22 protein-coding genes are annotated in these 22,744 nt (G+C 71.4%); 13 read left to right on the plus strand and 9 right to left on the minus strand.

Features of this window, described 5'->3' with window-relative positions:
- Positions 1–346 precede the first annotated feature (346 nt).
- The 4 genes from QM572_RS09125 (at position 347) to QM572_RS09140 (ending at position 5,310) form a co-directional block, all read left to right on the plus strand.
- Complete coding sequence (locus QM572_RS09125; protein WP_415092269.1) at positions 347–2,215, plus strand: fibronectin type III domain-containing protein; 1,869 nt, start codon at positions 347–349, stop codon at positions 2,213–2,215.
- Positions 2,216–2,406: 191 nt separating this feature from the next.
- A complete protein-coding gene (locus QM572_RS09130) occupies positions 2,407–3,510 on the plus strand; it encodes a HupE/UreJ family protein (protein ID WP_415092271.1) in 1,104 nt (367 codons plus the stop codon).
- Between the two features lie 124 nt (positions 3,511–3,634).
- A complete protein-coding gene (rlmN, locus tag QM572_RS09135; RefSeq protein ID WP_415092369.1) occupies positions 3,635–4,759 on the plus strand; it encodes a 23S rRNA (adenine(2503)-C(2))-methyltransferase RlmN in 1,125 nt (374 codons plus the stop codon).
- Positions 4,756–5,310 carry a hypothetical protein gene (locus tag QM572_RS09140; RefSeq protein ID WP_415092273.1) on the plus strand — a complete coding sequence of 185 codons (555 nt, stop codon included), beginning with the start codon at positions 4,756–4,758 and terminating at the stop codon, positions 5,308–5,310. The genes rlmN and QM572_RS09140 overlap by 4 nt, the downstream gene beginning before the upstream one ends.
- A gap of 93 nt (positions 5,311–5,403) precedes the next feature.
- Here QM572_RS09140 and QM572_RS09145 read toward each other — a convergent pair whose 3' ends face one another.
- Positions 5,404–6,300 (minus strand): phosphotransferase, encoded by an 897-nt coding sequence (locus tag QM572_RS09145; protein ID WP_415092275.1) that lies wholly within the window; start codon positions 6,298–6,300, stop codon positions 5,404–5,406.
- A gap of 79 nt (positions 6,301–6,379) precedes the next feature.
- Between QM572_RS09145 and QM572_RS09150 the strand changes: the two genes are divergently transcribed.
- The gene (locus tag QM572_RS09150; RefSeq protein WP_415092277.1) at positions 6,380–6,550 is read left to right on the plus strand and encodes a hypothetical protein; all 171 of its coding nucleotides are present in this window, start codon (positions 6,380–6,382) and stop codon (positions 6,548–6,550) included.
- Here QM572_RS09150 and QM572_RS09155 read toward each other — a convergent pair.
- Together QM572_RS09155 and QM572_RS09160 are read right to left on the minus strand one after the other, a co-directional pair.
- Positions 6,547–6,723, minus strand: coding sequence for a hypothetical protein (locus QM572_RS09155; RefSeq protein ID WP_415092279.1), 177 nt, complete (start codon positions 6,721–6,723; stop codon positions 6,547–6,549). The two genes, QM572_RS09150 and QM572_RS09155, sit on opposite strands and share 4 nt — an antisense overlap.
- Positions 6,724–6,754: 31 nt before the next feature.
- Positions 6,755–7,468 carry an enoyl-CoA hydratase/isomerase family protein gene (locus tag QM572_RS09160; RefSeq protein ID WP_415092281.1) on the minus strand — a complete coding sequence of 238 codons (714 nt, stop codon included), beginning with the start codon at positions 7,466–7,468 and terminating at the stop codon, positions 6,755–6,757.
- 93 nt (positions 7,469–7,561) lie between these two features.
- On the opposite strand from QM572_RS09160, the gene QM572_RS09165 reads away from it, so the two are divergent.
- Both QM572_RS09165 and QM572_RS09170 read left to right on the plus strand, forming a co-directional pair.
- Positions 7,562–8,710, plus strand: coding sequence for a glycosyltransferase family 4 protein (locus tag QM572_RS09165; protein WP_415092283.1), 1,149 nt, complete (start codon positions 7,562–7,564; stop codon positions 8,708–8,710).
- A 65-nt stretch (positions 8,711–8,775) separates the two neighbouring features.
- The gene (locus tag QM572_RS09170; protein ID WP_415092285.1) at positions 8,776–10,245 is read left to right on the plus strand and encodes a hypothetical protein; all 1,470 of its coding nucleotides are present in this window, start codon (positions 8,776–8,778) and stop codon (positions 10,243–10,245) included.
- A 12-nt stretch (positions 10,246–10,257) separates the two neighbouring features.
- Here QM572_RS09170 and QM572_RS09175 read toward each other — a convergent pair whose 3' ends face one another.
- The 4 genes from QM572_RS09175 to QM572_RS09190 all read right to left on the minus strand — a co-directional run bounded on the left by QM572_RS09175 (position 10,258) and on the right by QM572_RS09190 (position 14,027).
- Complete coding sequence (locus tag QM572_RS09175; protein WP_415092287.1) at positions 10,258–11,172, minus strand: LOG family protein; 915 nt, start codon at positions 11,170–11,172, stop codon at positions 10,258–10,260.
- A gap of 22 nt (positions 11,173–11,194) precedes the next feature.
- Positions 11,195–12,070, minus strand: a complete 876-nt coding sequence (locus QM572_RS09180) for a serine protein kinase RIO (RefSeq protein ID WP_415092289.1) — start codon at positions 12,068–12,070, stop codon at positions 11,195–11,197.
- Between the two features lie 152 nt (positions 12,071–12,222).
- Positions 12,223–13,554 carry an NAD(P)/FAD-dependent oxidoreductase gene (locus QM572_RS09185; RefSeq protein ID WP_415092291.1) on the minus strand — a complete coding sequence of 444 codons (1,332 nt, stop codon included), beginning with the start codon at positions 13,552–13,554 and terminating at the stop codon, positions 12,223–12,225.
- Positions 13,554–14,027: an Lrp/AsnC family transcriptional regulator gene (locus tag QM572_RS09190; RefSeq protein WP_415092293.1), complete on the minus strand. Its 474-nt coding sequence runs from the start codon at positions 14,025–14,027 to the stop codon at positions 13,554–13,556. The genes QM572_RS09185 and QM572_RS09190 overlap by 1 nt, the downstream gene beginning before the upstream one ends.
- 126 nt (positions 14,028–14,153) lie before the next feature.
- On the opposite strand from QM572_RS09190, the gene QM572_RS09195 reads away from it, so the two are divergent.
- Genes QM572_RS09195 through QM572_RS09215 form a run of 5 tightly spaced genes read left to right on the plus strand, consistent with a single transcriptional unit; the run spans position 14,154 to position 19,982 of the window.
- A complete protein-coding gene (locus tag QM572_RS09195; protein ID WP_415092295.1) occupies positions 14,154–15,326 on the plus strand; it encodes a spermidine/putrescine ABC transporter substrate-binding protein in 1,173 nt (390 codons plus the stop codon).
- Positions 15,310–16,476 carry an ABC transporter ATP-binding protein gene (locus QM572_RS09200; RefSeq protein WP_415092297.1) on the plus strand — a complete coding sequence of 389 codons (1,167 nt, stop codon included), beginning with the start codon at positions 15,310–15,312 and terminating at the stop codon, positions 16,474–16,476. Before QM572_RS09195 ends, QM572_RS09200 begins: the two co-directional genes overlap by 17 nt.
- Positions 16,476–17,324: an ABC transporter permease gene (locus QM572_RS09205; RefSeq protein WP_415092299.1), complete on the plus strand. Its 849-nt coding sequence runs from the start codon at positions 16,476–16,478 to the stop codon at positions 17,322–17,324. The genes QM572_RS09200 and QM572_RS09205 overlap by 1 nt, the downstream gene beginning before the upstream one ends.
- Entirely contained in the window at positions 17,321–18,592 is a 1,272-nt protein-coding gene (locus QM572_RS09210; protein WP_415092301.1) for an ABC transporter permease, read from the plus strand. Before QM572_RS09205 ends, QM572_RS09210 begins: the two co-directional genes overlap by 4 nt.
- Positions 18,585–19,982, plus strand: a complete 1,398-nt coding sequence (locus QM572_RS09215) for an NAD(P)/FAD-dependent oxidoreductase (RefSeq protein WP_415092303.1) — start codon at positions 18,585–18,587, stop codon at positions 19,980–19,982. Before QM572_RS09210 ends, QM572_RS09215 begins: the two co-directional genes overlap by 8 nt.
- Here the strand turns inward: QM572_RS09215 and QM572_RS09220 are convergent.
- Together QM572_RS09220 and QM572_RS09225 are read right to left on the minus strand one after the other, a co-directional pair.
- Positions 19,979–20,980, minus strand: a complete 1,002-nt coding sequence (locus QM572_RS09220; protein WP_415092305.1) for an amidohydrolase family protein — start codon at positions 20,978–20,980, stop codon at positions 19,979–19,981. The genes QM572_RS09215 and QM572_RS09220 overlap by 4 nt on opposite strands.
- The gene (locus QM572_RS09225; RefSeq protein ID WP_415092307.1) at positions 20,977–21,945 is read right to left on the minus strand and encodes a DUF1932 domain-containing protein; all 969 of its coding nucleotides are present in this window, start codon (positions 21,943–21,945) and stop codon (positions 20,977–20,979) included. Before QM572_RS09225 ends, QM572_RS09220 begins: the two co-directional genes overlap by 4 nt.
- Before the next feature lie 69 nt (positions 21,946–22,014).
- On the opposite strand from QM572_RS09225, the gene QM572_RS09230 reads away from it, so the two are divergent.
- Positions 22,015–22,662 carry a GntR family transcriptional regulator gene (locus QM572_RS09230; RefSeq protein WP_415092309.1) on the plus strand — a complete coding sequence of 216 codons (648 nt, stop codon included), beginning with the start codon at positions 22,015–22,017 and terminating at the stop codon, positions 22,660–22,662.
- Positions 22,663–22,744: the final 82 nt, after the last annotated feature.

Consider the following 22,744-nt stretch of genomic DNA (forward strand, 5'->3'; position numbering starts at 1 on the left):
CCGTCGGCGCCGACGGCCGAGGTGGTGTAGCTGAGCGCCACGCTCGGGCTCGGCTGCGACGTCGCCTCGATCGCCGACGTGGCGCCGCCGCATCCGGCCAGGGCGGCTCCGGCGAGGAGCAGCGGGACGGCGACGAGAGGCGTACGACGGCGGGGCACGCGGATTTCCTACCCGACCGATCGACGCGGTTTCCAACCGGAAGCGCGGTCCTAGCGGCTGTTCATCCGATCGTCACGACCTGCTACCGCACCGTGCCCGAACCCGACGATCGAGGTTCCCCGTCCATTCACCCGGTGTCGAGAGTGTCCTGACGTTTGCCTTCGTCCAAGGAAAGGGAACCGCTTCCATGCACCTCCACCTCACCCGCCGCCGTCTCGGCGTCGGCATCGCGACCGCGTCGCTGGCGGCCGCGGCCGTCGCAGGCACCGGCGTGAACCTCGCCGCCAACGCGGACGGCACCCCCGCGGCCTTCACCGGCCTCATCCTCGGCGTGGGCGAGGACGAGACGTCCCGCACGCTGGCGTGGTACTCCTCGACCAACCCCACCGGCGGCGAGTCGGTCCAGCTGGCCACCGCGGCCGACTTCAGCAACGCCACGACCGTCACCGGCACGGTCGCGGCGAACACGACGGCCGAGTCGATCACGGCCCTGACGCCGTACAACGGCAAGGCCCTGCTCGACGGCCTCGCCGCGAACACCACCTACTACTACCGCGTGCTGGAGACCGGGACGTCGAACGCGTCGCAGGCCTACTCCTTCACGACCGGCACGTTCGGCGGCGGCGACTTCCAGTTCCTGTTCTTCGGCGACCCGCAGATCGGCTCGTCGGGCGACCCCGTGGCCGATGGCGAGGGCTGGGACTTCACGCTCGACCAATCGAGGGTCCAGAGCCCGAAGGCCGAGCTCTACGTCTCCGGCGGCGACCAGGTCGAGACCGCCAACAACGAGACCCACTGGAACAACTTCCTCAAGCCCGACGAGCTCCGCTCGATCCCCTGGGCCGCCACCATCGGCAACCACGACAACGGCGGTCGCGGCTACGACCAGCACTTCGCCCTCCCCGACACGAGGGACGACGCCAACGCGCTCTACTCGAACAACAACAGCGCCGGCACCAACACCGGTGGCGACTACTGGTTCACCTACAAGGGCGTGCTGTTCATCGACCTGAACTCCAACGCCTACAACGCGGCCAACGGCTCCGACCCGGCACACGTGCAGTTCGTCACCGACACGATCAACGCGGAGAAGAAGGGCGACATCACCCACGTCGTCCTCGTCTACCACCACTCGATCTACTCGCCGGCCGACCACGCCAACGACACCGACAACCAGCAGCGCCGCACCGACTTCACCACGGCGTTCTCCGACCTGGGCGTCGACCTCGTGCTCCAGGGCCACGACCACTCCTACTCGCGGACCTACGCGCTCAAGGGCACCACGACCGACGGCACCGCCACGACCGCGAAGGCCGACGCCACCGAGCACCCCGGCCAGCCCACGGTCGTCGAGGGCCCCGGCGGCGTCGTCTACGTCACCGCCAACTCGGCCTCCGGCTCGAAGTACTACGACCTGACGACGCCGGACTCCAGCAAGGGCGGCTACGGCGCCGACACGACGTACGTCGGCGGGCCGGAGACACTCGACACCACCACCGGCACGACGCTCGCGCACACGCGGCACTGGGCCAACTCGGTCGAGAACCAGGAGCACGTCCAGACCTACGTCGAGGTCACGGTCAACGACAAGGGCCTCCAGGTCAAGAACATCCGGGCCAACGACGACACCGGCCCCAACCCGGCGTACGACCTCGGCAAGGTCAAGACGCGCGGCGTCGACCTCTCCGGCAACCTCGCGCCGATCGGCTCGGTCCAGGACCAGTTCAGCCTCTTCCGCGACGACGCCGACATCTCGCCGATCGTGCCGCCCGCGGACGTCGAGAAGGTGACCGAGACGGTGACCGCCGAGCCGACGGCCACGCCGACGGTCACGGTCACGCAGACGACGACCGCCACCGCCACCGCGACGGCCACGACGACCGCGACGGCCACGGCGACCGCCACGGCCACGGTGGTGCCGCCGGCGCTCAAGCAGAAGGTCGCCGCGAAGATCGCCTCGCTGCAGAAGCAGATCAAGAAGGCCAAGGGCACGAGGAAGAAGATCCTCAAGGCCCAGCTCGTGGTGGTCCGCTCGCTCCAGAAGAGCCTGGGCTGACCATCGACGCCCTCGCACGACAGGCCCCGGGCTCGCGCCCGGGGCCTGTCCTCACCCTGCTCCTGCTCCTGGCCGCTCTCGGCTCGGCCGTCCTCTCCCTCGGTCTCGCCGGACCGGCGACGGCGCACGGCTTCAGCACGGTCGTCTACCTCGACGCGTCGGCGGCCGGCGACGACCACGTCCGCACCCGCGTGGGGCTGGAGTACGACCTGCTCGTCGTCTCGGTCGCCGACGCGCAGCGGGACGACCCGCTGTTCGAGACCGGCCAGCCCGCCTGGGAGGACGGCGACTTCGACGGCATGACGCGCGCCCTCGAGCAGCACGCCGACTCCGTCCTGGCCTACCTCTCCGACCGCCTGTCCATCGCGTACGCCGGCAGCCCCTGCGCGCCGAGCCTCGAGCCCGGGATCGCGGTCGCCATGAACGACGACCAGGGGGTGCCCTACGCGACCCTCGCGATCGACTGGGCCTGCCCGCACGACGCCGACGCCGACGTACTCGAGTCGGGGCACCGGATCCGGGCGGCGCTCTTCCCCGACGACGAGGGCTACGTGACGAGCGCCAAGACGATCGTGACCTACGACCTCGACGGCCGGACCGGCAGCGCGGCGCTCGACGCGAGCCATCCCGCCTTCTCGACCGCGCAGTCGGCCGCCCAGCGGTTCGCCGAGTTCTGGAGGCTCGGCGCGGAGCACCTGCTCAAGGGACTGGACCACCTGCTCTTCCTCACGGCGCTGATCGTCGGGTCCCGCCGGCTCCGCGAGGTCGTGCTGGCCGCCACGACCTTCACCCTGGCGCACTCGACGACCCTCATCCTGGCCGCCTTCGGGGTCGTGCACCTCTCCGCCGACGTGGTCGAGCCGCTCATCGCGCTCTCCATCGCCGCGACGGCGGCATGGTTCCTCTGGCGACTGTGGCGCCTCGGCCCGGGCGCCCTCGAGCTCGACGTGACGAGCACGAGCCACCTGGCGCTCGACCGCGCGGGCTGGTCGCGGCTGGGAGTCGTGTTCTGCTTCGGGCTCGTCCACGGCATGGGGTTCGCCGGAGCGCTGGGCATCGACCACGCCTGGTCGTGGACCCTGCTCTGGTCGCTGCTGGTCTTCAACGTCGGCCTGGAGACGGTCCAGATCGGCCTCATCATCCTCCTCTTCCCCGCGCTCGCCCTGCTGCGCCACCGGGCGCCGCGCACGGCCGCCTGGGTCGCCGGGCTGATCGCCCTCGCGGTCTCGGTCGTCGGGCTGGTCTGGTTCTGCCAGCGGGTGTTCGGCTTCACGCTCATCGGCGAGGGAGGCTGAGGGGCCCCTCCGGGGCGATGTCATTTCGGCGCCGCCGTACGCCGGATGGGAGACTGGACGCGTGAGCGAGGAGATCGGCGGGGCGGGCGCCAGGACGCCGGGCGAGACGCCCGAGGACGCGGCGATGCGCGGCCGCGCCATCCCGCTGGTCCTCACCCCGCCGAAGGGTCGCGGCAAGCCCCCGCGCCACCTCGCGGACCTGTCCCTCGCCGAGCGCGCCGCGGCGGCCGCGGAGCTGGGCCTGCCCGGCTTCCGGGCCAAGCAGCTCTCGGTGCACTACTTCGAGCGGCTGGTGCACGACCCGGCGCAGATGACCGACCTGCCGGCCGCGCAGCGCGCCGAGCTGGTGGCGGGCTTCCTGCCCGAGCTGCTCACGCCGGTCCGCACCCAGACCGCCGACCGCGGCACCACGGTCAAGACGCTCTGGAAGCTCTTCGACGGCGCGCTGGTCGAGTCGGTGCTGATGCGCTACACCGACCGCGCCACCATCTGCATCTCCTCCCAGGCCGGCTGCGGCATGGCCTGCCCCTTCTGCGCCACCGGCCAGGGCGGCCTGCAGCGCAACATGTCGACCGCCGAGATCGTCCACCAGGTCGTCGTCGCCGCCCGCGCGATGGCCACCGGCGAGGTGGCCGGCGGACCCGGCCGGCTCTCCAACGTGGTCTTCATGGGGATGGGCGAGCCCCTCCACGCCTATGCGGCCACCCTCGGTGCCGTACGCCGGCTCACCGATCCCGCGCCGGACGGACTCGGCCTCTCCGCCCGTCACGTGACGGTCTCCACCGTCGGTCTCGTCCCGCGAATGCGCCAGCTCGCCGACGAGGGCATCCCCGTCACGCTCGCGCTGTCGCTGCACGCCCCCGACGACGAGCTGCGCAACGAGATCGTCCCGATCAACACCCGCTTCTCGGTTGCCGAGACCGTCGACGCGGCCTACTACTACTTCGAGCGGACCGGCCGCCGCGTCTCGATCGAGTACGCCATGATGCGCGGCATCAACGACCAGGACCACCGCGCCGAGCTCCTCGCCGACGTCCTCTCCGCCGACGGCCGCGGCACCGGCTGGACGCACGTCAACCTCATCCCCCTCAACCCCACGCCCGGCTCGAAGTGGACCGCCTCGGACCCCGCTGACGAGCGTGAGTTCGTCCGCCGCCTCGAATCCCGCGGCATCTCCACCACCGTCCGCGACACCCGCGGCCGCGAGATCGACGGCGCCTGCGGCCAGCTCGCCGCCGCCGAGTCGTGAGCGTCCGCGCCGCGTTCGAGGCGACCGTGCAGCGACTGGTCGGGCTTCAGGTCCTGTCCGTGGACTACCGGGATCTCGACCCGCTGGACGGGGAGCTCGAGCACTGGGATCACGGCGACTGGCACAACGCGGTGATGGGCATCGAGCTCCACACGAGCGAGGGCACGCGCACCGTGACCTGGGGCTCGACGTTCGAGTGCTACGGGATCGAGATCATCGAGGGCGAGCTCGGGGAAGACCTGTGCCGCAACGGCCCCGAAGGCGACTCCTTCTGGAGCCGGGCCGCGGGTCAGCGGATCGAGGCGGCGACCATCGGTTGGCAGCGGTGGAAGGTCGGCGCGTCGTCGTGGGGGCCCATCCGCAGATGGTCCGACGTCGACGTGCCTATCGCATTGCGCCTCGACTTTGCCGCCGGCCCGGTGTGGCTCCTCGTCGCGGTGCCCGAGGAGAGCGGTGGTGCCTCCGTCGGCGGTGACGAGATGATGGTCGTCCTCTCCGGCGCGCTGATGCGTGACCTGGCATCGTTCGACGACCGCTCGTTCGCGCGGTGACGGGTCCCGATCGGGCAGCGGCTCCGCTTCACCGACGCGCGATCTCTTGCTGCTCACGCCATGTCTCGGGTGCAACCCGCAGCTGGCGGCCCTTCACCAGGACGCCGCGGCTGCGACGATGCGGTCGAGGGTTCTGTTGCCCCACTGGCTCATCGGTGGGTTGCTGAGCCGGTAGTACCAGACCAGCCCCATGGCCTGCTGGAATGCCCAAGCCATGCCTCGGAGCCATTGGTTGTCGAAGGTGGCGAGTTCGGAGCGAAACACGTCCCGCGGTGTTGCGGACAGCAGGTGCCAGCCTGCGACGAGGTCCAACGCGGGGTCCGCGGGGGCGAATCCTCCTGTGTCGAGCACGCCTGTCAGCCGCCCTTGGCCGACCAGGACGTTCGGTGGAGTGATGTCGCGATGGGACATCACGTCGGAGTCGACTCGTGGAAGCGTGCGCAGGTCCGCCCAGAGTGCCCGCAGGATTGGCACGTCGAGGAGGTCGACGCTCTCGTAGAAGCACTCGTCCATCCACGCGTCGTGATCGGGTAGATGGCCACCGCGCCCGCTGCCGTCGTACGTCCTGCCAGCAACACCGGTCCGGCGCAAGGACCCGATGAGGGCGGCCAGATCGACGGCGAACGGAATCGAGTTCGAAGCATCGTTCGCGACAGCGTCAGCGCCGACGACCCATGTCTGCACGCTCCAGGGAAGCGGATAGTGGGTGTCTGGCGCGCCGATCTCCACCGACTCTGGGCAGGGGAATGGGCAGTTCGAAGCGAACTCCGCCATCGCCGACGCCTCGTTCTCCAACTCGGCCTGGACGGCTATCGGGTCTGTTCCGAGCATCGGCAGACGAACAGCAAGCTCCTCGCCGAGGCGGAAGGTCCAGTTGACGGTTCCACCGCTTTCGACGGGTCGCACAGGAAGGCTCCGCCATTGCGGGAACTGCCGTCGGACCATGGCCCGCACGGATTCGAGACTGACCGTGTGCTGACCCGCGTGCATCACGAAGAACCTACCGACAGGGCAAGCCGGTGACGAACGACTATCTGAGTGCCGTCGGGGGCCTCCGTCAGAAGTGCGGATGGGCTATCTGCTCGTCGCTGTCGCCTGCCCTGACGAGCGTGTTCGCGAGCTTCGAGCGTCGGGCATCGCCAGCGATCGGGTGCTCGACCTCACCGTCTCCGGCGACGAGGTGACCGAGCACGGGAGCTGGTGGCGCGCGACGGTCTACTGGTCGGAGGACGACGCCTAGCCTGTCCGGCGCCGGAAGCCGATCGCGACGGCAGCGGCGAGGACGATGCCCGCCGTGCCCGTGAAGGCGGCCCAGGCGAAGCGGCTGCGGCCGGCGTCGCGGCAGCGGGCGGCGATGTCGCTCGCGTTCGACGGCGCCTCGCCGCCGGGGTAGTTGTCCGCGTGATTGAGCACCGTGTCGTACGGCGCGAGGCACTGGTAGCGGTCAACCCTGGGGGAGGCCGGTGCCGTGGCGCTGGAACTCCACCAGCCGCTCGTTCTCGTAGTCGATCCGGTCCAGGGTGCCCTCGAGGTGGCGGAACATCTCCTTGAGGTTGCGGATCCCCGGCGCCGACTGCCGTGCGACGGCCTCGGCGAGCTCGATCGCGGTCGCCTCCGCCTCATCCGTGGGCACGGCCCGGTGGGCGAGGCCGCTGGCGAGCGCCTCTGCGGCGCCGATCGGGCGGCCGAGGTAGACCAGCTCCTTCGCGCGGGAGAGGCCGATGAGCGTCGTGAGCCGTGCCGGCCCCACGGGTACGCCGAGGCGTGCCCCGGCCCACGCGAGCTTGAGGTTCTCTCCGGCGACCCGCAGGTCGCAGCCGGCGACGATCTCGGCGCCCGCCCCGACGCAGTTGCCGACGCACACGGCGATCGTGGGCACCGGCACCTCCTCGATCCGGCGGTACAGCTCCGCGAAGGCCTCCATCCGCCGCACCCCGCCGGCCGCGTCGAGCGTCTCGCCGACGTCCGCGCCGGCGCACAGGGCGGTGGTCGAGGTGGTCGACACCACCACGGCACGGACGTCCGGATCCGCCGCGAGCTCGGTCAGGGCGGAGTTCAGCAGCCCCAGCGTCGCCGTGTCGAGCGCGTTGCGCTTGGCCGGCCGGTCGATCCGCAGCACCTCGATGCCGCCGGGACGTCGTTCGCGAAGAAGGCTCATGGCAGTGAGTATCGCGGCTGCCGACGCGCGACATTCACCGGCAGGTCACTTTCGCCAACCTCGCTCGTCAGCCGCGCCGCCGACGCTGGAGGCATGAGCGATCTCCGCGTCCTGGTGGTGACCGAGTCCTTCCTCCCGCAGATCAACGGCGTGACCAACTCCGTCCGCCGCGTCCTCGAGCACCTCGAGACCGAGGGTCACGAGGCCGCCGTCGTCGCTCCCACCGGCCCGCCGGAGTACGCCGGCGCGCCGGTGCTCCGCGTACGCGGAGCGAGCCTGCCCTTCTACCGCGACTTCCGCGTCGGCCTGGAGACCCGCCGCCGGCTCCGGGCGATCTTCCAGCGCTTCGGCCCCGACGTTATCCACGTCGCCAGCCCGGCCACGCTCGGCTACCAGGCGATCAAGGTGGCCGAGGAGATGGGCATCCCCACGGTCGCGATCTACCAGACCGACCTGGTCGGCTTCGCCGAGCGCTACCCGCTGCTCGGCCACGCCGGTGGCGCGCGTGCCGCCGCCGCCCTCACCCGCGCGATCCACACCCGCGTCGACCGCACCCTCGCGCCCTCCACCGCCAGCCTCGCGCAGCTCGACGAGCTCGGCGTCGGCAACACCGCCCTGTGGCCACGGGGCGTCGACACCGAGCTCTTCGCCCCCGCCAAGCGCGACCACCGGCTGCGGCTGCAGCTCGGGGGAGGGGGCGAGACCATCGTCGGGTACGTCGGCAGGCTGGCGCCCGAGAAGGAGCTCGGCCTCCTCCAGGTCATCGACGAGGATCCGCGCTACTCGCTGGTCCTCGTCGGCGGAGGTCCCGAGGAGGAGCGGCTGCGGCGACTGCTCCCGAACGCCCACTTCCTGGGCGTGCTCCACGGAGAGCGGCTGGCGTCGGCGTACGCCTCGCTCGACATCTTCGTGCACACCGGCCGGCACGAGACCTTCTGCCAGTCGGCGCAGGAGGCGCTCGCCTCGGGCGTCCCGGTCGTCGCGCCGCGCCAGGGCGGCCCGATCGACGTCGTCGACGACCTCAAGTCCGGCTACCTCTACGAGCCCGGATCCGCGCCGGACCTGGCGCGCTACGTCCGGACGCTGCACGGCAACCCGCGGCTGGCCCGCCGGATGGGTCGCTTCGGCCGGGCCCGCGTCGAGGGCCGCTCGTGGCCCGCGATCAACGCCCTGCTCGTCGAGCAGTACCGCGACGTCATCGCCTCCCGCCGCGCGGCGACCGCCCGCCGCACCGCCGCCTGAGCCCTACCGGCCGGCGCTCCCGGGCAGCTAGGGTGTCGGCATCCTCTCGGTGACAGGACTCCGCGATGCGCGCCATCTCCCGCCTCCTCGTTGCAGCATGCGTCTGCGCCGGCCTCGTGACCTTCGCGCCGGCCGCGCAGGCCGCCGTGGGGTGGACGGCCATCGCCACCGGCGTGAGCGAGGACATCACAGCGGTGGACTACACCCCCACCCGGGTCGTCTTCGCCACCGGCAGCGGCAGGCTGCTCTCGGGGCCGCCGAGCGGGCCGTTCACCGTCGACGCCGACTACCCCGGGACCACGTTCACGGACATCGAGCTGAGCCCGGACGGCAAGCACGGCTACGCCGTCGGATCGCAGGGCGGGTCCGGGGCCGTCTACTACTGGGACGGCAGCACGTCGACGCCGAGCTGGGCGTTCGACGACCTGAGCGGGTCGACGTACGACGACAACGGCGCGTCCGCCGGGATCGGCCAGTGCACGCCCGGGACGCCCGGGACGAGCGCGGCGCCGCGACAGCCCCTCGTGGGCATCACCTGGGTCAGCAACTCGATCGCCTATGCCGTGGGGCTCGACGAGGGCGTCGTGCTCAAGGGCGGCCCCGGGTCGGTGTGGAAGGACGTCGGACGGCTGTCGTCGGGCGGCTGCCAGATCGACAGCGTCGTCACCGACGTGGTCGCCTCGCCGGGCAGCCTGTGGTTCGCCGACCAGAACTTCGGCTTCCTCTGGCGCAGCAACGACGGGCTCGCCAGCCCCGCCGTGCGGCTGACCGACGGCATGGTGAACCACTACAAGGGCCGGATGTCGCTCGCGGTGGACCCGACCAACACGTCGCACCTCCAGATGGTCGCCGACGACCCCACGGGCGGGCTGAGCTGGGGATACAGCACCGACGGCGGCGGCACGAGCAGCTTCGTGGAGCTGGCCGGCGGCGCCTCCACGCCGGCGCTGCGCAGCGTGGCGGGGTACGGCGGGACCTTCCTCGCGGTGGGTGACGGCGGCGCGATCCTGCGCTCGATCGACGGGGCGGCGGCCGAGGCGATCGGCGACGGGACCACGACCTCGTGGAAGGACGTCGACATGATCAGCGCGACGCAGGCCGTGGTGGTCGGCTCGGGCGGACGCCTCGTCATCACCGCCGACGCCCTCGGCGCCGCCGGGACCACGAGTGCGACTGCTCCGAAGCCGGGACCGCTCTCCGCGAGCGGCGCGGTCCCCGTCGTCGGAGGCGCGGCGTCGGCCTCGAGCCGCTCCGTGGTGGTCAGGGTGAGGGGCAAGCTCGGCCTGCCGTCCGGGGTCTCGGCCAAGGCGGGGTGCAAGGGCGTGGTGAGGCTGACCCTGGCGAAGAAGGGACGGACGATCGCCCGCAGCTCCGCGAAGGTCAAGAAGAGCTGCGTGTACACCAAGAAGATCCGGGTGCGGCGCTCGAAGGTCGGCGGCGCGACCCAGCTCGTGCTGAGGCTGAGGCTGACCGGCAACAAGGCGCTCGGCCGGGTGAGCGCGAGCTACGCGATCGGCGTCCGGAAGGCACGCTGAGGCTCGCCGGGCCTATCCCGGCGCCTTCCCGGTGAGGAGCCCGGCAGCCCCGGCGGCGCCGTCGACGAGGTGCACGTTCCCCTCCATCGGCGTCCCGCGGGAGAGCGACAGGAGCAGCGGCCAGACCGGCAGCTCGTGGGTCCAGTAGCGCTCGCCGACGAGCACCATCGGCGCCACGGACTCGGGCGTCGCGTAGTAGTTCTCGCACGCGTCCTGGAAGACCTCCTGCACCGTCCCGGCAGCACCGGGCAGGAAGACGATGCCGGCGTCGCAGATCTCCAGCAGGATCGCCTCGCGAGTGGCGTTGCGGAAGTACTTCGCGATCGCGTCGCAGAAGACGTTGGGCGGCTCGTGACCGTAGAACCACGTCGGGATCCCGAGCGAGGACGCCTCCGGCCGCTCGCCGCCCTCGCGGACGACCTCCAGCGCGGGCGCGGCCCAGGCCTCCACGGACGGCACGAACCCCGGTACGACGGCCAGCCGGTCGATCACCGCGGTCACCTCGTCCCACGGCCGGCTCCTCAGGTAGGCGCCGAGGTTGGCCGCCTCCATCGCACCCGGGCCGCCCCCGGTCGCCACGACGTGGGTCGAGCCGAGCGCGTGCCCCAGCCGCGCCGCCGCGACGTAGCCGGCGGAGCCGCGCAGTGCCGCGTGGCCGCCCATCACGCCCACCAGATGCCGCCCCGCGATCCACCCGTCGAGCGCCTCGTCGATCGCGAAGTCGTGCAGCGCCCTCACCTTCGCGCGCTCGTGGTCCTTCGGCAGGCGGGACCAGGCGTAGGCGCGGGCGTCCAGCGACTCGGCGTACGCGGGCGTGTCGTAGAGCTCGGTCGCGGTGTAGAGCGAGGAGCGCTCGGGATCGACCGGGCAGGTCGGCTCGGGGGCGGCGACCGGCTCGGGCCGGCGCCGGACGTGACGTCGGCTCACCCGCCCGACTGTAGGACCGGCCTCACCATGCCGCCGCCATCAGCTCGCCGAAGAGCGCCTCCTCGTCCGCGACGGCCGGATCGAGTCCGCGCTGCCGGAACCACGTGCAGACGTTGACGCAGTCGCGGTGGAGGAAGTCCGGCCCGGCGGCGTTGCCGGCGAGGTCGACGACCTGCGGGAGGTCGATGATCACCAGCCGCTCGCCGGCAGCGAGGATGTTGTAGGGCGACAGGTCGCCGTGCGCGAGTCCCGCCTCGGCCAGGGTCAGCATCGCCGAGCGGACCTGATCGAAGTAGGACGCCAGCAGGCCGGCGTCCGGGCGGGTCTGCGCCAGCCGCGGGGCGGTCTCCCCGTCGGCCTCGATCCACTCCATGAGCAGCTCGGTGCCGTCGATCTGGACGGGGTACGGGACCGACAGCCCGAGCTGCCAGCACCGGACCAGGGCGTTCCATTCCGAGGCGGCCCACTCGGACTTCGCCACCTCGCGTCCCCACGTCGACCTGCGTTTGAGTGCGCGCTCGTCGCGGGACCGCTTGGTGCTGCGGCCTTCGGTGTAGGTCGCGGCGCGGTGGAAGGAGCGATGCCGGTCGTCGCGGTAGCGCTTGGCCACCATCACCGCCGACTGCGCGGGGTCGTGCGGGTCGGTCCGATCGAGCAGGAAGGCGTCGGCCTCCTTGCCGGTCTTGAGGATGCCGAGCTCGGTGTCGACCGCACCCTGGGAGGTCACCACCCAGTCAGGTCGCGGCTCCGGGCCTCGGCACAGCGGCTCGACGGAGAGCCAGGTGGACCACCGCTGCCCGTCGCCGAGACGGTCGTAGGTGCGGAAGTCGAAGGTGAAGCGGGGGTCGATCCCCTGATCGGGGCGATCAGGATCGAAGGAGGCGTGCTCCTGGGTCATGCATGCTCCCAGTGTTCGGAGAGAGGGTGTCTGCGGGCAGGCCGATGACAACGACGGTCATGTGACGACTCCTCTCTCCGACGGCAGCGCGTGTCCGCGCCGCTCCGCGACACTCTCTCCTCGGCCCGGTGGGCGCGCAACCGAATATCGGGTCAGTGGCCGCCGAGCAGCGGCGCCATCAGCCGCGCGAGGACCGACGGGCGCCCGGTGATCCGCTCCTCGGTGTCGGCGAGGGTCATCGCGCGCAGGCCGGCGTTGACGCCCAGCCAGCGAAGGGGCTCGGGCTCCCAGCGGGGCGAGCGGTGGTCGACCCACGGGAGCACGGTGAGCGCGGACGGGGTGCCGAGGATGAGATCGCGCAGGGTGCGTCCGGCCAGGTTGGTGGTCGTGACCCCGTCGCCGACGTACCCGCCCGCCCAGGCCAGTCCGGACGCGCGGTCGAGGCCGACCGAGGCGCACCAGTCCCGCGGGATGCCCAGCGCCCCACCCCACGCGTGCGTCACGCGGGTGCCGCGCAGCACCGGGAACATCTCGACGAGCGTGGCGTAGAGCGAGGCGAACACCCGCGGATCGCGGTCGTTCTCCGGCGCGATCCGCGAGCCGAAGTGGTAGGGCGCGCCGCGGCCACCGAAGACGAGCCGGTCGTCGGCGGTGCGCTGTCCGTAGACGATGAGGTTGCGGTAGTCGCTGAACGTCTCGCGCCGCCCGAGCCCGATCTCCGCCCACACCGAAGCCGGCAGGGGAGCGGTGGCGATGACGAGGGAGTAGACCGGGATGACGTCGCGCTCGAAGCCGGGCAGGGTCGCGGTGTACCCCTCCGTGGCACGGACGACGACGTCGGCCGCGACCGAGCCGCCCGGCGTCGTGACGACGTGATCGGCGATCGACGTCACCGGGGAGGACTCGTGGATCGTGACCCCGCGCGCCTCGGCGGCCCGGGCGAGCCCGCGCACGAGCTTCGCCGGGTGGATCGCCGCGCAGTCCGGCGTCCAGGTGCCGCCCAGGGTGCCGGTGGCGTTGAGCAGCGCCCGGGCGGCCGGCTCGTCGAGCAGCTCGGCTCCGGAGTGGGCCGCGTCGGCCTTCGCCCGCTCCCACTGGGCGGCCGAGCGGGCGAGGACGACGGTGCCGCCCTTGGCGATGTCGGCGTCGATCCCCTCGGCTCCGGCGACGGAGATGACCTCGTCGATCGAGGCCCGCATGGCGTCGTCGAGTGCGGGGGAGCCGAGATCCCGCGGGAAGAGCGCCGAGAGCCAGCCGCCGTTGCGGCCGGACGCGCCGAAGCCCGCGATCTCCTTCTCGACCACGACGATCCGCAGGTCCGGTCGCGCGGAGGCGAGGTAGTAGGCCGTCCACAATCCCGTGTAGCCCGCGCCGACCACGCAGACGTCGGCGGTCAGGTCGCCCGCGAGCGCCGGTCGCGGGGTGAGCGGATCGCCGGCGGTCGCGTGCCACAGCGACAAGCCGGCGTACCCCGGAGAGGGCATCAGCGCACGCCCCAGTTGTAGACCTGCTTCGTGAGCTTGAGGTACATGAACGTCTCGGTGCTCAGGACTCCTGGGATGGCCCGGATGCGGGTGGAGAGGAGCTCGAGCAGGTGGTCGTCGGACTCGCAGACCACCTCGACGAGGATGTCGTACGGCCCGGCGGTGATCACGACGTAGTCGACCTCGTCCAGGGCGCCCAGGAGATCGGCCACCTCCTCCAGTGGGCCGGTGACCTTGAGCCCGACCATGGCCTGGCGGGCGAAGCCGAGCTGGAGGGGGTCGGTGACCGCGACGACCTGGAGCACGCCGGAGTCGACGAGCCGCTGCACCCGCTGGCGCACGGCCGCCTCGGAGAGCCCGACGACCTTGCCGATCGCGGCGTAGGAGCGGCGGCCGTCCTGCTGGAGCTGCTCGATGATCGCCTTGCTGACGTCGTCGAGGACGACGGCCGGGCGTGCGGTTTCCCTGGTCATGGGCGCCATTGTGGACGATGGTTTCCATTGTTTGGCACACCCCAGGCGACGCAGTTCGTTGCGTTTGTGTTTCCAGACCACGGATTCCCTTGTTTGCGTCCTTTGCTCCGTGACACGATCCGAGGCATGCGTCGACGGACCCTGATCACGGCCGGCGGGACCGGCCTCGTCGGCGCGGCCGCGCTCGGGTCGCTGCCGCTCTTCTCCACGCCGGACCGCCACCAGGACCCGGCCAAGCTCGTCGCCAAGGACCTCTCGGCCACCGACCCGGTCCTCACGATCAGCAACTGGCCGCTCTACATCGACGAGGATCTGCCCGACGACGACTACGTCTCGACGCTGACGGAGTTCAAGAAGACGTACGGCGCCCGGGTGAACTATCACACCGACGTGACCGACAACGTGGTCTTCTTCAACAAGGTGGTCAACCAGCTCGGGTCGGGCGCCTCGACCGGGCGGGACATGTTCATGCTCACCGACTGGATGGCCGCGCGGATGATCGGGATGGGCTGGATCCAGCCGCTCGACGCGGCCAAGGTGCCCAACCTGCACGCCAACATCATCAGCTCGCTCGAGGCCCCGGCCTGGGATCCGGAGCGGAAGTACTCCGCCCCCTGGCAGGCCGGCTTCACCGGGCTGGCCTACAACGCGAAGTACCTCGACAAGCCGCCGAGCACGATCGTCGAGCTGCTGACCCGCTCCGACCTCAAGGGCAAGGTCGCGGTGATGACCGAGATGCGCGACACCATGGGACTGGTGCTGCTCGGCCTCGGCTACGACCCGTCGGACTTCACCCAGGACCAGTGGGACGAGGCCATCGAGCTGCTGGAGAAGGCCAAGAGCTCGGGGCAGATCCGCGCCTTCTCGGGGCAGGAGTACACCGACGACCTCACCGCGGGGAACACCGTGGCCTGTCTCGCCTGGTCCGGCGACATGGCCGCCTCGGAGGACCCGAACCTCCACTTCGTCGTGCCCGACGAGGGGATGATGGTCTGGGCCGACAACATGCTCATCCCCAACCTGGCGCAGCACCAGGCCCTCGCCGAGAAGTGGATCGACTACTACTACCAGCCCGAGGTCGCGGCGAAGCTGGCCGACTACAACTACTACGTCAGCCCGGTCCAGGGGATCGAGAAGTACATCGAGGAGCTCGATCCCGACGTGCTCGAGGACGACGCGCTCCGGAACCTGATCCTGCCCGACGACTCCTACCTCGCGAAGACCCATGGCTTCATGGCGCTCGACGAGGTCAAGATCCGCGACTACGAAAGCGACTTCTCCCATGTCTCTGGCGTCTGAGCCCAGCGCACCTGCCACCTCCGGCGACCGCGACCTCACGCTGTCGCAGCTGGAGAAGACCTACGCCAACGGCTTCACCGCCGTGCACCCGCTCGACCTCGTGGTGCCGCAGGGGAGCTTCTTCGCGCTCCTCGGGCCCTCGGGCTGCGGCAAGACCACCACGCTGCGGATGGTCGCCGGCCTGGAGATCCCGACCGCCGGGTCGATCGCGATCGGCGACATCGACGTCACCTACGAGAAGCCCTACAAGCGCCCGGTCAACACCGTCTTCCAGAGCTACGCGCTCTTCCCGCACCTGACGATCGCCGAGAACGTCGCCTTCGGTCTCAAGCGCCGGCGCATCAAGGACGTCGCCAGGCCCGTGGCGGAGATGCTCGAGCTCGTCGAGCTCAGCACCCAGGCCGGCAAGAAGCCCACCCAGCTCTCCGGCGGCCAGCAGCAGCGGGTCGCGCTGGCCCGGGCGCTGATCAACCAGCCGGAGGTGCTGCTCCTCGACGAGCCGCTCGGCGCGCTCGACCTCAAGCTCCGCCGCGGCATGCAGATGGAGCTCAAGCGGATCCAGACCGAGGTCGGCCTCACGTTCGTGCACGTCACCCACGACCAGGAGGAGGCCATGACGATGGCCGACACCATCGCGGTGATGAACGCCGGCCGGATCGAGCAGCTCGGCTCGCCGGCGGAGCTCTACGAGAACCCCCAGACCACGTTCGTGGCGAACTTCCTCGGCCAGTCCAACCTGATCAAGGGCGTCGTCAAGGGCTCCGACGGCTCCGGCGACGGCGAGGTCGTGAAGGTCGACATGCAGGGGACGCTCGTCTCGATCCCGCGCGGCCGCGCCCACGTCGCCAGCGGCGCCGGCTGGGTCGGCATCCGGCCGGAGAAGGTTCTCGTCGCCCCCGTCGGGGAGCCGCTCGACGCCCCGGGCAACCACTTCACCGGCGGCACGATCGTCGACACGAGCTTCATCGGCGTCTCCACGCAGTACGTCGTGCGCACCTCATGGGGCCAGGAGATCCAGGCCTTCGAGCAGAACACCGGCGCCCGCGGCGTACTCGCTCCCGGGACGGCCGTCGACTTCACCTGGCGGCCGGAGTTCGCGTTCCTGCTCCCGGCCGACCAGGACGCGACCGCGGGCATCGAGGAGGACTGATGCGACAGAGTCGGCTGCTGCCGTACTGGCTGATCGCGCCCATCGGGATCTGGCTGCTGCTCTTCTTCCTCATCCCGTTCCTGTCCCTCGTCGCCACCAGCCTCTACGACCCCGAGGGGTCGGTGCTCACGGGCTACGACATGACGTGGCACGTGCAGAACTTCTGGCACGTCATCAAGGAGTACGGCCCGCACCTGTGGCGCTCGCTCTGGTGGGCGCTCATCGCCACCGCCTTCTGCCTCGTCCTCGGCTACATCCTCGCCTACACGATCGCCTTCAAGACCGGGCGCTGGAAGAACGTCGTGCTGGTCCTCGTCATCGCGCCGTTCCTCACCAGCTTCCTCATCCGCACCAACGCCTGGAAGCTCGTCCTCGGCGACCAGAGCTGGCTGGTCCACACCCTGCACTCGCTGCACCTGCTCGGCGCCGACGACCGCATCCTCGCCACGCCGGTGGCCGCCATCGCCGGCCTGACCTACAACTACATGCCGTTCGCGATCCTGCCGCTCTACACCAGCATCGAGAAGATCGACCGACGACTCCTCGAGGCGGCCGGCGACCTCTACGCCGGCGGGTTCACCACCTTCCGCAAGGTGACCCTGCCGCTGACGCTGCCGGGCGTCGTGAGCGCCACCCTGCTGACCTTCATCCCGGCGGTCGGCGACTACATCAACGCCCAGCTCCTCGGCTCGACCAGCGACCGGGTGATCGGCTCGGACATCCAGGCGCTCTTCACCTCCCAGGCCGACTACGCCTCGGCCGGCGCCCTCTCGGTGCTCCTGCTGCTGCTCATCCTCGCCTCGACGATCCTCTACGTCCGCAAGGCCGGGACGGAGGAGCTGCTGTGACCTCCTCCGTCTCCGTCAGCGAGCGCAAGCCGGTCAGCCTCGTCGTCGGCGTCGAGCTCGCGCGCCTCATGTCCGGCGTCGCCCTGCTCGGGCTGGTCCTGGCCGTGCTCGGCTTCTCGATCTACCGCTACTCCGTGCCCGACACCGCGCTCAACTTCGCCGGGCCGCCGTTCGCGTTCCTCATGCTCGTGCTGCTGGCGCTCGCGCTCGTGGCGGGCGTCGCGATCAAGGCCGCCGCCCGGACGCTCGACGCCGACGACACCGGAGCGCGCGACCGGCTCTTCGGCCTCGGGGCGGGTGGGGTCGTCGCCTCGGTGCTCGTCGCCGCCAAGCTCTTCGCCTCCGGCCCGGTGGCCGCGGGGTGGGTCGCCGTCGGGTGGGCGCTGCTCGGCGTCGTCTCGCTCGTGCTGATGTCGACCGCCGCGGCCAACACGTGGCTCGAGGGCCGCGCCCCGGCGCTCAACGTGCTGCGCTGGATCCGCGCCAACGTCATCGCCTTCATCGGGCTGCTCGTCCTGGTCTTCCTCTACATCCCCAACATCGTCGTCGCCGCGATGAGCTTCAACATCGAGCACGGCAAGAAGACGACCTACCAGTGGTACGAGTTCGGCGTCGGCAACTGGACGAACCTCTGCGCGCCGTCCCAGATGTGCGGCTCGGTCGTCACCTCGCTGTGGATCGGCGCGGTGGCGACGGTGATCGCGACGCTCATCGGCACCCTCGCGGCGTTCGCGCTGATGCGGCACCGCTTCGCCGGCCGCAGCGGCGTCAACACCGTCCTCTTCCTGCCGATGGCCACGCCCGACATCGTCATGGGCACCTCGCTGCTCGCGTTCTTCATCGCGCTGCGGATGGGCGGCCACCTCGGCTACGTCACGATCGTCATCGCCCACGTGACGTTCTGCCTCTCCTACGTCGTGGTGACGGTCAAGGCACGTCTCGCCGGGATGGACGCCACGCTGCAGGAGGCGGCGATGGACCTCTACGCCGACGAGCGCACCACCTTCTGGCGGGTCACCTTCCCGCTGGTGTTCCCCGGCATCCTGTCCGCGTCGCTGCTCTCGTTCTCGCTCAGCTTCGACGACTACATCATCACCAACCTCAACGCGGGCACGGTGACGACCTTCCCCATCTTCGTCTGGGGCGCCGCGCTGCGCGGCCTGCCGATGCAGGTCAACGCGATCGGCACGATCATGTTCCTGCTGGCGATCGCGATCGTCCTGGGCGGCGAGCTGCTGTCTCGCCGCCGGGCTGGCCGCGATGCATGAGTCCCTGCGGGACGCCGTCCGGACGTCGTACTGGCTCGAGGACGCGAGCCGTCCGGCGCCACTGCCGCCGCTGATCGGGGCCGCGGAGGCCGATCTCGTGGTCGTCGGCGGCGGCTACACCGGGCTCTGGACGGCGCTGCTGGCCCGCGAGCGGTTCCCCGACCGGAGCGTGACGCTGCTCGAGGCCGGGCAGTGCGGCGACCAGGCCAGCGGGCGCAACGGCGGCTTCGCGTCGGCCTCGCTGACCCACGGCTTCGCCAACGGGCTCGAGCGGTGGCCGGCCGAGCTGGAGGTGCTCGACCGGCTCGGGGCGGAGAACCTGCGCGAGATCGGCGCGACGATCGAGCGGCTCGGCATCGACTGCGACTGGCGGATGAGCGGCGAGCTGGCCGTCGCGACGCAGCCGCACCAGGTCGAGGAGCTCCACGAGCTGGCCGCGACCCTGAGCCGGCACGGCGTCGAGCACGACGTCCTCGACGCCGCGGCCGCGCGCGCCCGCGTCGACTCGCCGACCTACCTCGGCGCGCTGGCCCTCCCCGACGAGACGGCGCTGGTCGAGCCGGCCCGGCTGGCCTGGGGACTGCGCGCGGCCTGCCTCGACGCGGGGGTGGTCGTCCACGAGGGATCGCGGGCGACCTCGCTCGAGCGCGACGGCGCCGGCGGTGCCGGTGTGCGGGTCACGACCGACGCCGGCTGGGTGCGCGCGGGCCGGGTGGCGCTCGGCACCAACGCCTTCCCGTCGCTGCTGCGGCGGCTGCGGCTGATGACCGTGCCGGTCTACGACTACGTCCTCATGAGCGAGCCGCTGTCGGACGCCCAGCTCGCCTCGATCGGGTGGGCCGGCCGCGAGGGGATCGGCGACTCGGCCAACCTGTTCCACTACTACCGCCTGACGCGGGACAACCGGATCCTGTGGGGCGGCTACGACGCGGTCTACCACTACGGGTCCCGCATCTCGCCGGTGCTGGAGTCGCAGGGGAGGACGCACGGGCTGCTGGCCGAGCAGTTCTTCGAGACCTTCCCGCAGCTCGCCGGGCTGCGCTTCACCCACCGCTGGGCCGGCGTCATCGACACCTGCACCCGCTTCTCCGCCTTCTTCGGGACCGCGTACGCCGGCACGGTGGCCTATGCGCTCGGCTACACCGGCCTCGGGGTGGCCGCGACGCGCTTCGGCGCCCAGGTGATGCTGGACCTGCTGTCGGGGGAGTCGACCGAGCGGACCTCGCTGGAGATGGTGCGGTCCAAGCCGCTGCCGTTCCCGCCCGAGCCCTTCCGCTACGCGGGCATCAAGGCGATGACCGCCTCGCTCGAGGCCTCCGACCGCCACGAGGGCAGGCGCAACCTCTTCCTCCGCAGCATGGACCGGCTGGGCTTCGGCTTCGACTCCTAGGGTGCACCGAGGCGGGGGTAGACGCGGCGGACGTTCTCCTCGAAGACCTGCCGCCTGCCCGCCTCGTCCAGCGCCGAGGCCTCCACGTAGCGGCGGGTGTCGTCGAAGTGGTGCCCGGTCCGGGGGTCGATGCCCCGGACGGCGCCCACCATCTCCGAGCCGAAGAGCACGTTGTCCACGTCGACGACCGAGAGCAGCAGGTCGATCCCCGGCTGGTGGTAGACGCAGGTGTCGAAGAAGACGTTGCGCATCAGGTGCGTCTCCAGCGGCGGCTGCCCGAGCATGTCGGCCAGCCCGCGGTAGCGGCCCCAGTGGTAGGGGACCGCGCCGCCGCCGTGGGGGATCACCAGGCGCAGCGTGGGGAAGCGGGCGAAGAGGTCGCCCTGCAGCAGCTGCATGAACGCGGTGGTGTCGGCGTTGAGGTAGTGCGCGCCGGTCGCGTGGAAGGCCGGGTTGTCGCTCGCCGAGACGTGCACCATCGCGGGGACGTCCAGCTCGCACATGGCCTCGTAGAGGCCGAACCAATGCGGGTCCGTGAGCGGGGGCGACGTCCAGTGGCCGCCGCTCGGGTCGGGATCGAGGTTGAGCGCGACGAACCCCATCGTCTCCACGCAGCGGCGCAGCTCGGCGATGGCCGCGTCGAGCGGCTCGCCGGCCGCCTGGGGCAGCTGGCAGGCCGGGACGAACGCGTCGGGGAAGAGCCCGGCGACCCGCGCCACGAGGTCGTTGCAGGCGCGCGACCAGGCGACCGATGCCTCGAGCCCGCCCTCGTGGTGGCCCATCGCCGAGGCCCGGGGCGAGAAGACCGTCAGGTCGATGCCGCGCTCGCGGGCCAGGCGCAGCTGGTTGGACTCGATCGACTCGACGATCTCGTCGTCGCCGATGAGCGGGTACGCCGGAGCCGGCCTGCCCTCGCCGACCGCGGCGAGCTGCTCCTCGCGCCACCGGGTGTGCGCCGCGGGAGCGGTCGTGTAGTGGCCGTGGCAGTCGATGATCACGAGAGGTCTCCGTCGGGCTGGGTCTGCGGCTGGGTCTGCGGCTGGGTCTGCGGCTGGGGCTGGAGGTGGAGGGCGCGCCGGGCGTCGGGATCGGCGTGCCGGCGTACGGCGTCGAGGAGGTCGCCGAGGGCGGGCAGGTCCTCGGCCCGCTCCGGCAGCGGTACGCCGAGGGCCGCGGCCCACTCCTCGCGCCGGGCGGTCGCCGTCGCCATCCACGGGTCGACGCCGGTGTCGGCCACCATGCCGGCCGCCTGCTCCATCTCCTCGGCCCGCCGCCGGCCGTGGTGCAGTGAGCGCTCGACGAAGTAGGCCGCGATCCGCTCCCAGTCGGCCTCGGGGAGAAGTCCCGGGAGCGAGGCGAGGACCGCCCGCTCGACGCCGTGGGCCCGCGCGGTGAGCAGCGACTCGGCGAAGAGCGCCTCGAGGCCCTTGATGAGCACCGAGCGGGAGAGCTTGGTCGCCGCCGCCGTGCCGATCGGGCCGTCGACGACGGTCACATCGCTCATCCCGAGCTCCGCCGCCTCGGTGGCGAAGGCGGCGGCGCGCGGGCCGCCGACCAGGAACGGCGAGTCGAGCCGACGCGCTCCGAAGGCCGACATCAGCGCCGTCTCGACGTACCGGCCCCCGGCCGCCTCGACCGCGCGGGCCGCCGCGGCCTTGTGCCCGGGCGCCGAGGAGTTGAGGTCGATGAACCAGGCGTCGCGGGGGAGCGCGGGGGCCGCCGCCTCCGCCGCCCGTACGGCGGAGCCCGCCGTCACCGCGCAGAGCACCGCGTCCGCGTCGGCGAGCGCCTCGGCCAGGGCGCGAGGAGGATGGAGCGCGAGCCTCCGGGCGGTGCGCGCCGGGATCGAGTCGGGATCGGTGCCGGCTGTGTCGAACCACGTCACGCGGTGCCCGCGAGTGAGAAACTCCTCGGCAGCGAGGCCTCCGACCTCGCCCAGACCGATCAAGGCGATGTGGGCCACAACACCTCCCGCGATTGTTCACAACATTGTTGGCAGTTAGCATAGCCGGAAGCGCGAGAGGACAGACGGATGGCTGAGGCAGGACTGGAGACCGGCGTTCCGGACTCGGTGGCGGAGGCCATCCGCGCCGACATCCTCGCGGGCGAGCTCGTCCCCGGCCAGCGCCTCGTCGAGGCCGACCTGACGGAGCGGTACGCCGCCAGCAGGGGAGCCGTCCGCAACGCGCTGGCGCGACTCGACCACGCCGGCCTGGTCGAGCGCGTCGCCAACCGGGGAGCCCGGGTGCGGAGCGTGAGCGTGGAGGAGGCCGTCGCGATCACCGAGGTCCGGATGGTCGTCGAGGGGCTCTGCGGCGCGAAGGCGGCCGAGAACATCGCCGACGACGAGATCGAGGAGCTCCGCGAGATCGGCCGCCGGATGCAGGACGCCGTGGCCACGGGGGAGATCTCGACCTACTCGGCGCTCAACAGCCGGCTGCACGACCGGATCCGCGCCATCGCCGACCAGCCCGCCGCCACCGAGGTGCTCGAGCTGCTGCTCGCCCGCAACGTGCGCCACCAGTTCCGGCTCGCCATGCGCCCCGGCCGCCCGGCGGTCTCCCTGCCGCAGCACCTCGCGATGATCGAGGCGATCACCGCGCGCGACCCCGAGGGTGCCGAGCGCGCTGTCCGGGCCCACATCGCCAGCGTCATCGAGGCTCTGCGCGACCTCGCCTGATCGCCGAATGGGGCCTTGGGTCGGTCGATTGGGGCCTTGGGTCGAGCGAGTGGGGGCTCCCGCGAGCCGGAGCCCCTACTCG

Source organism: Nocardioides sp., from assembly GCF_047607365.1.
Lineage (GTDB): Bacteria > Actinomycetota > Actinomycetes > Propionibacteriales > Nocardioidaceae > Nocardioides.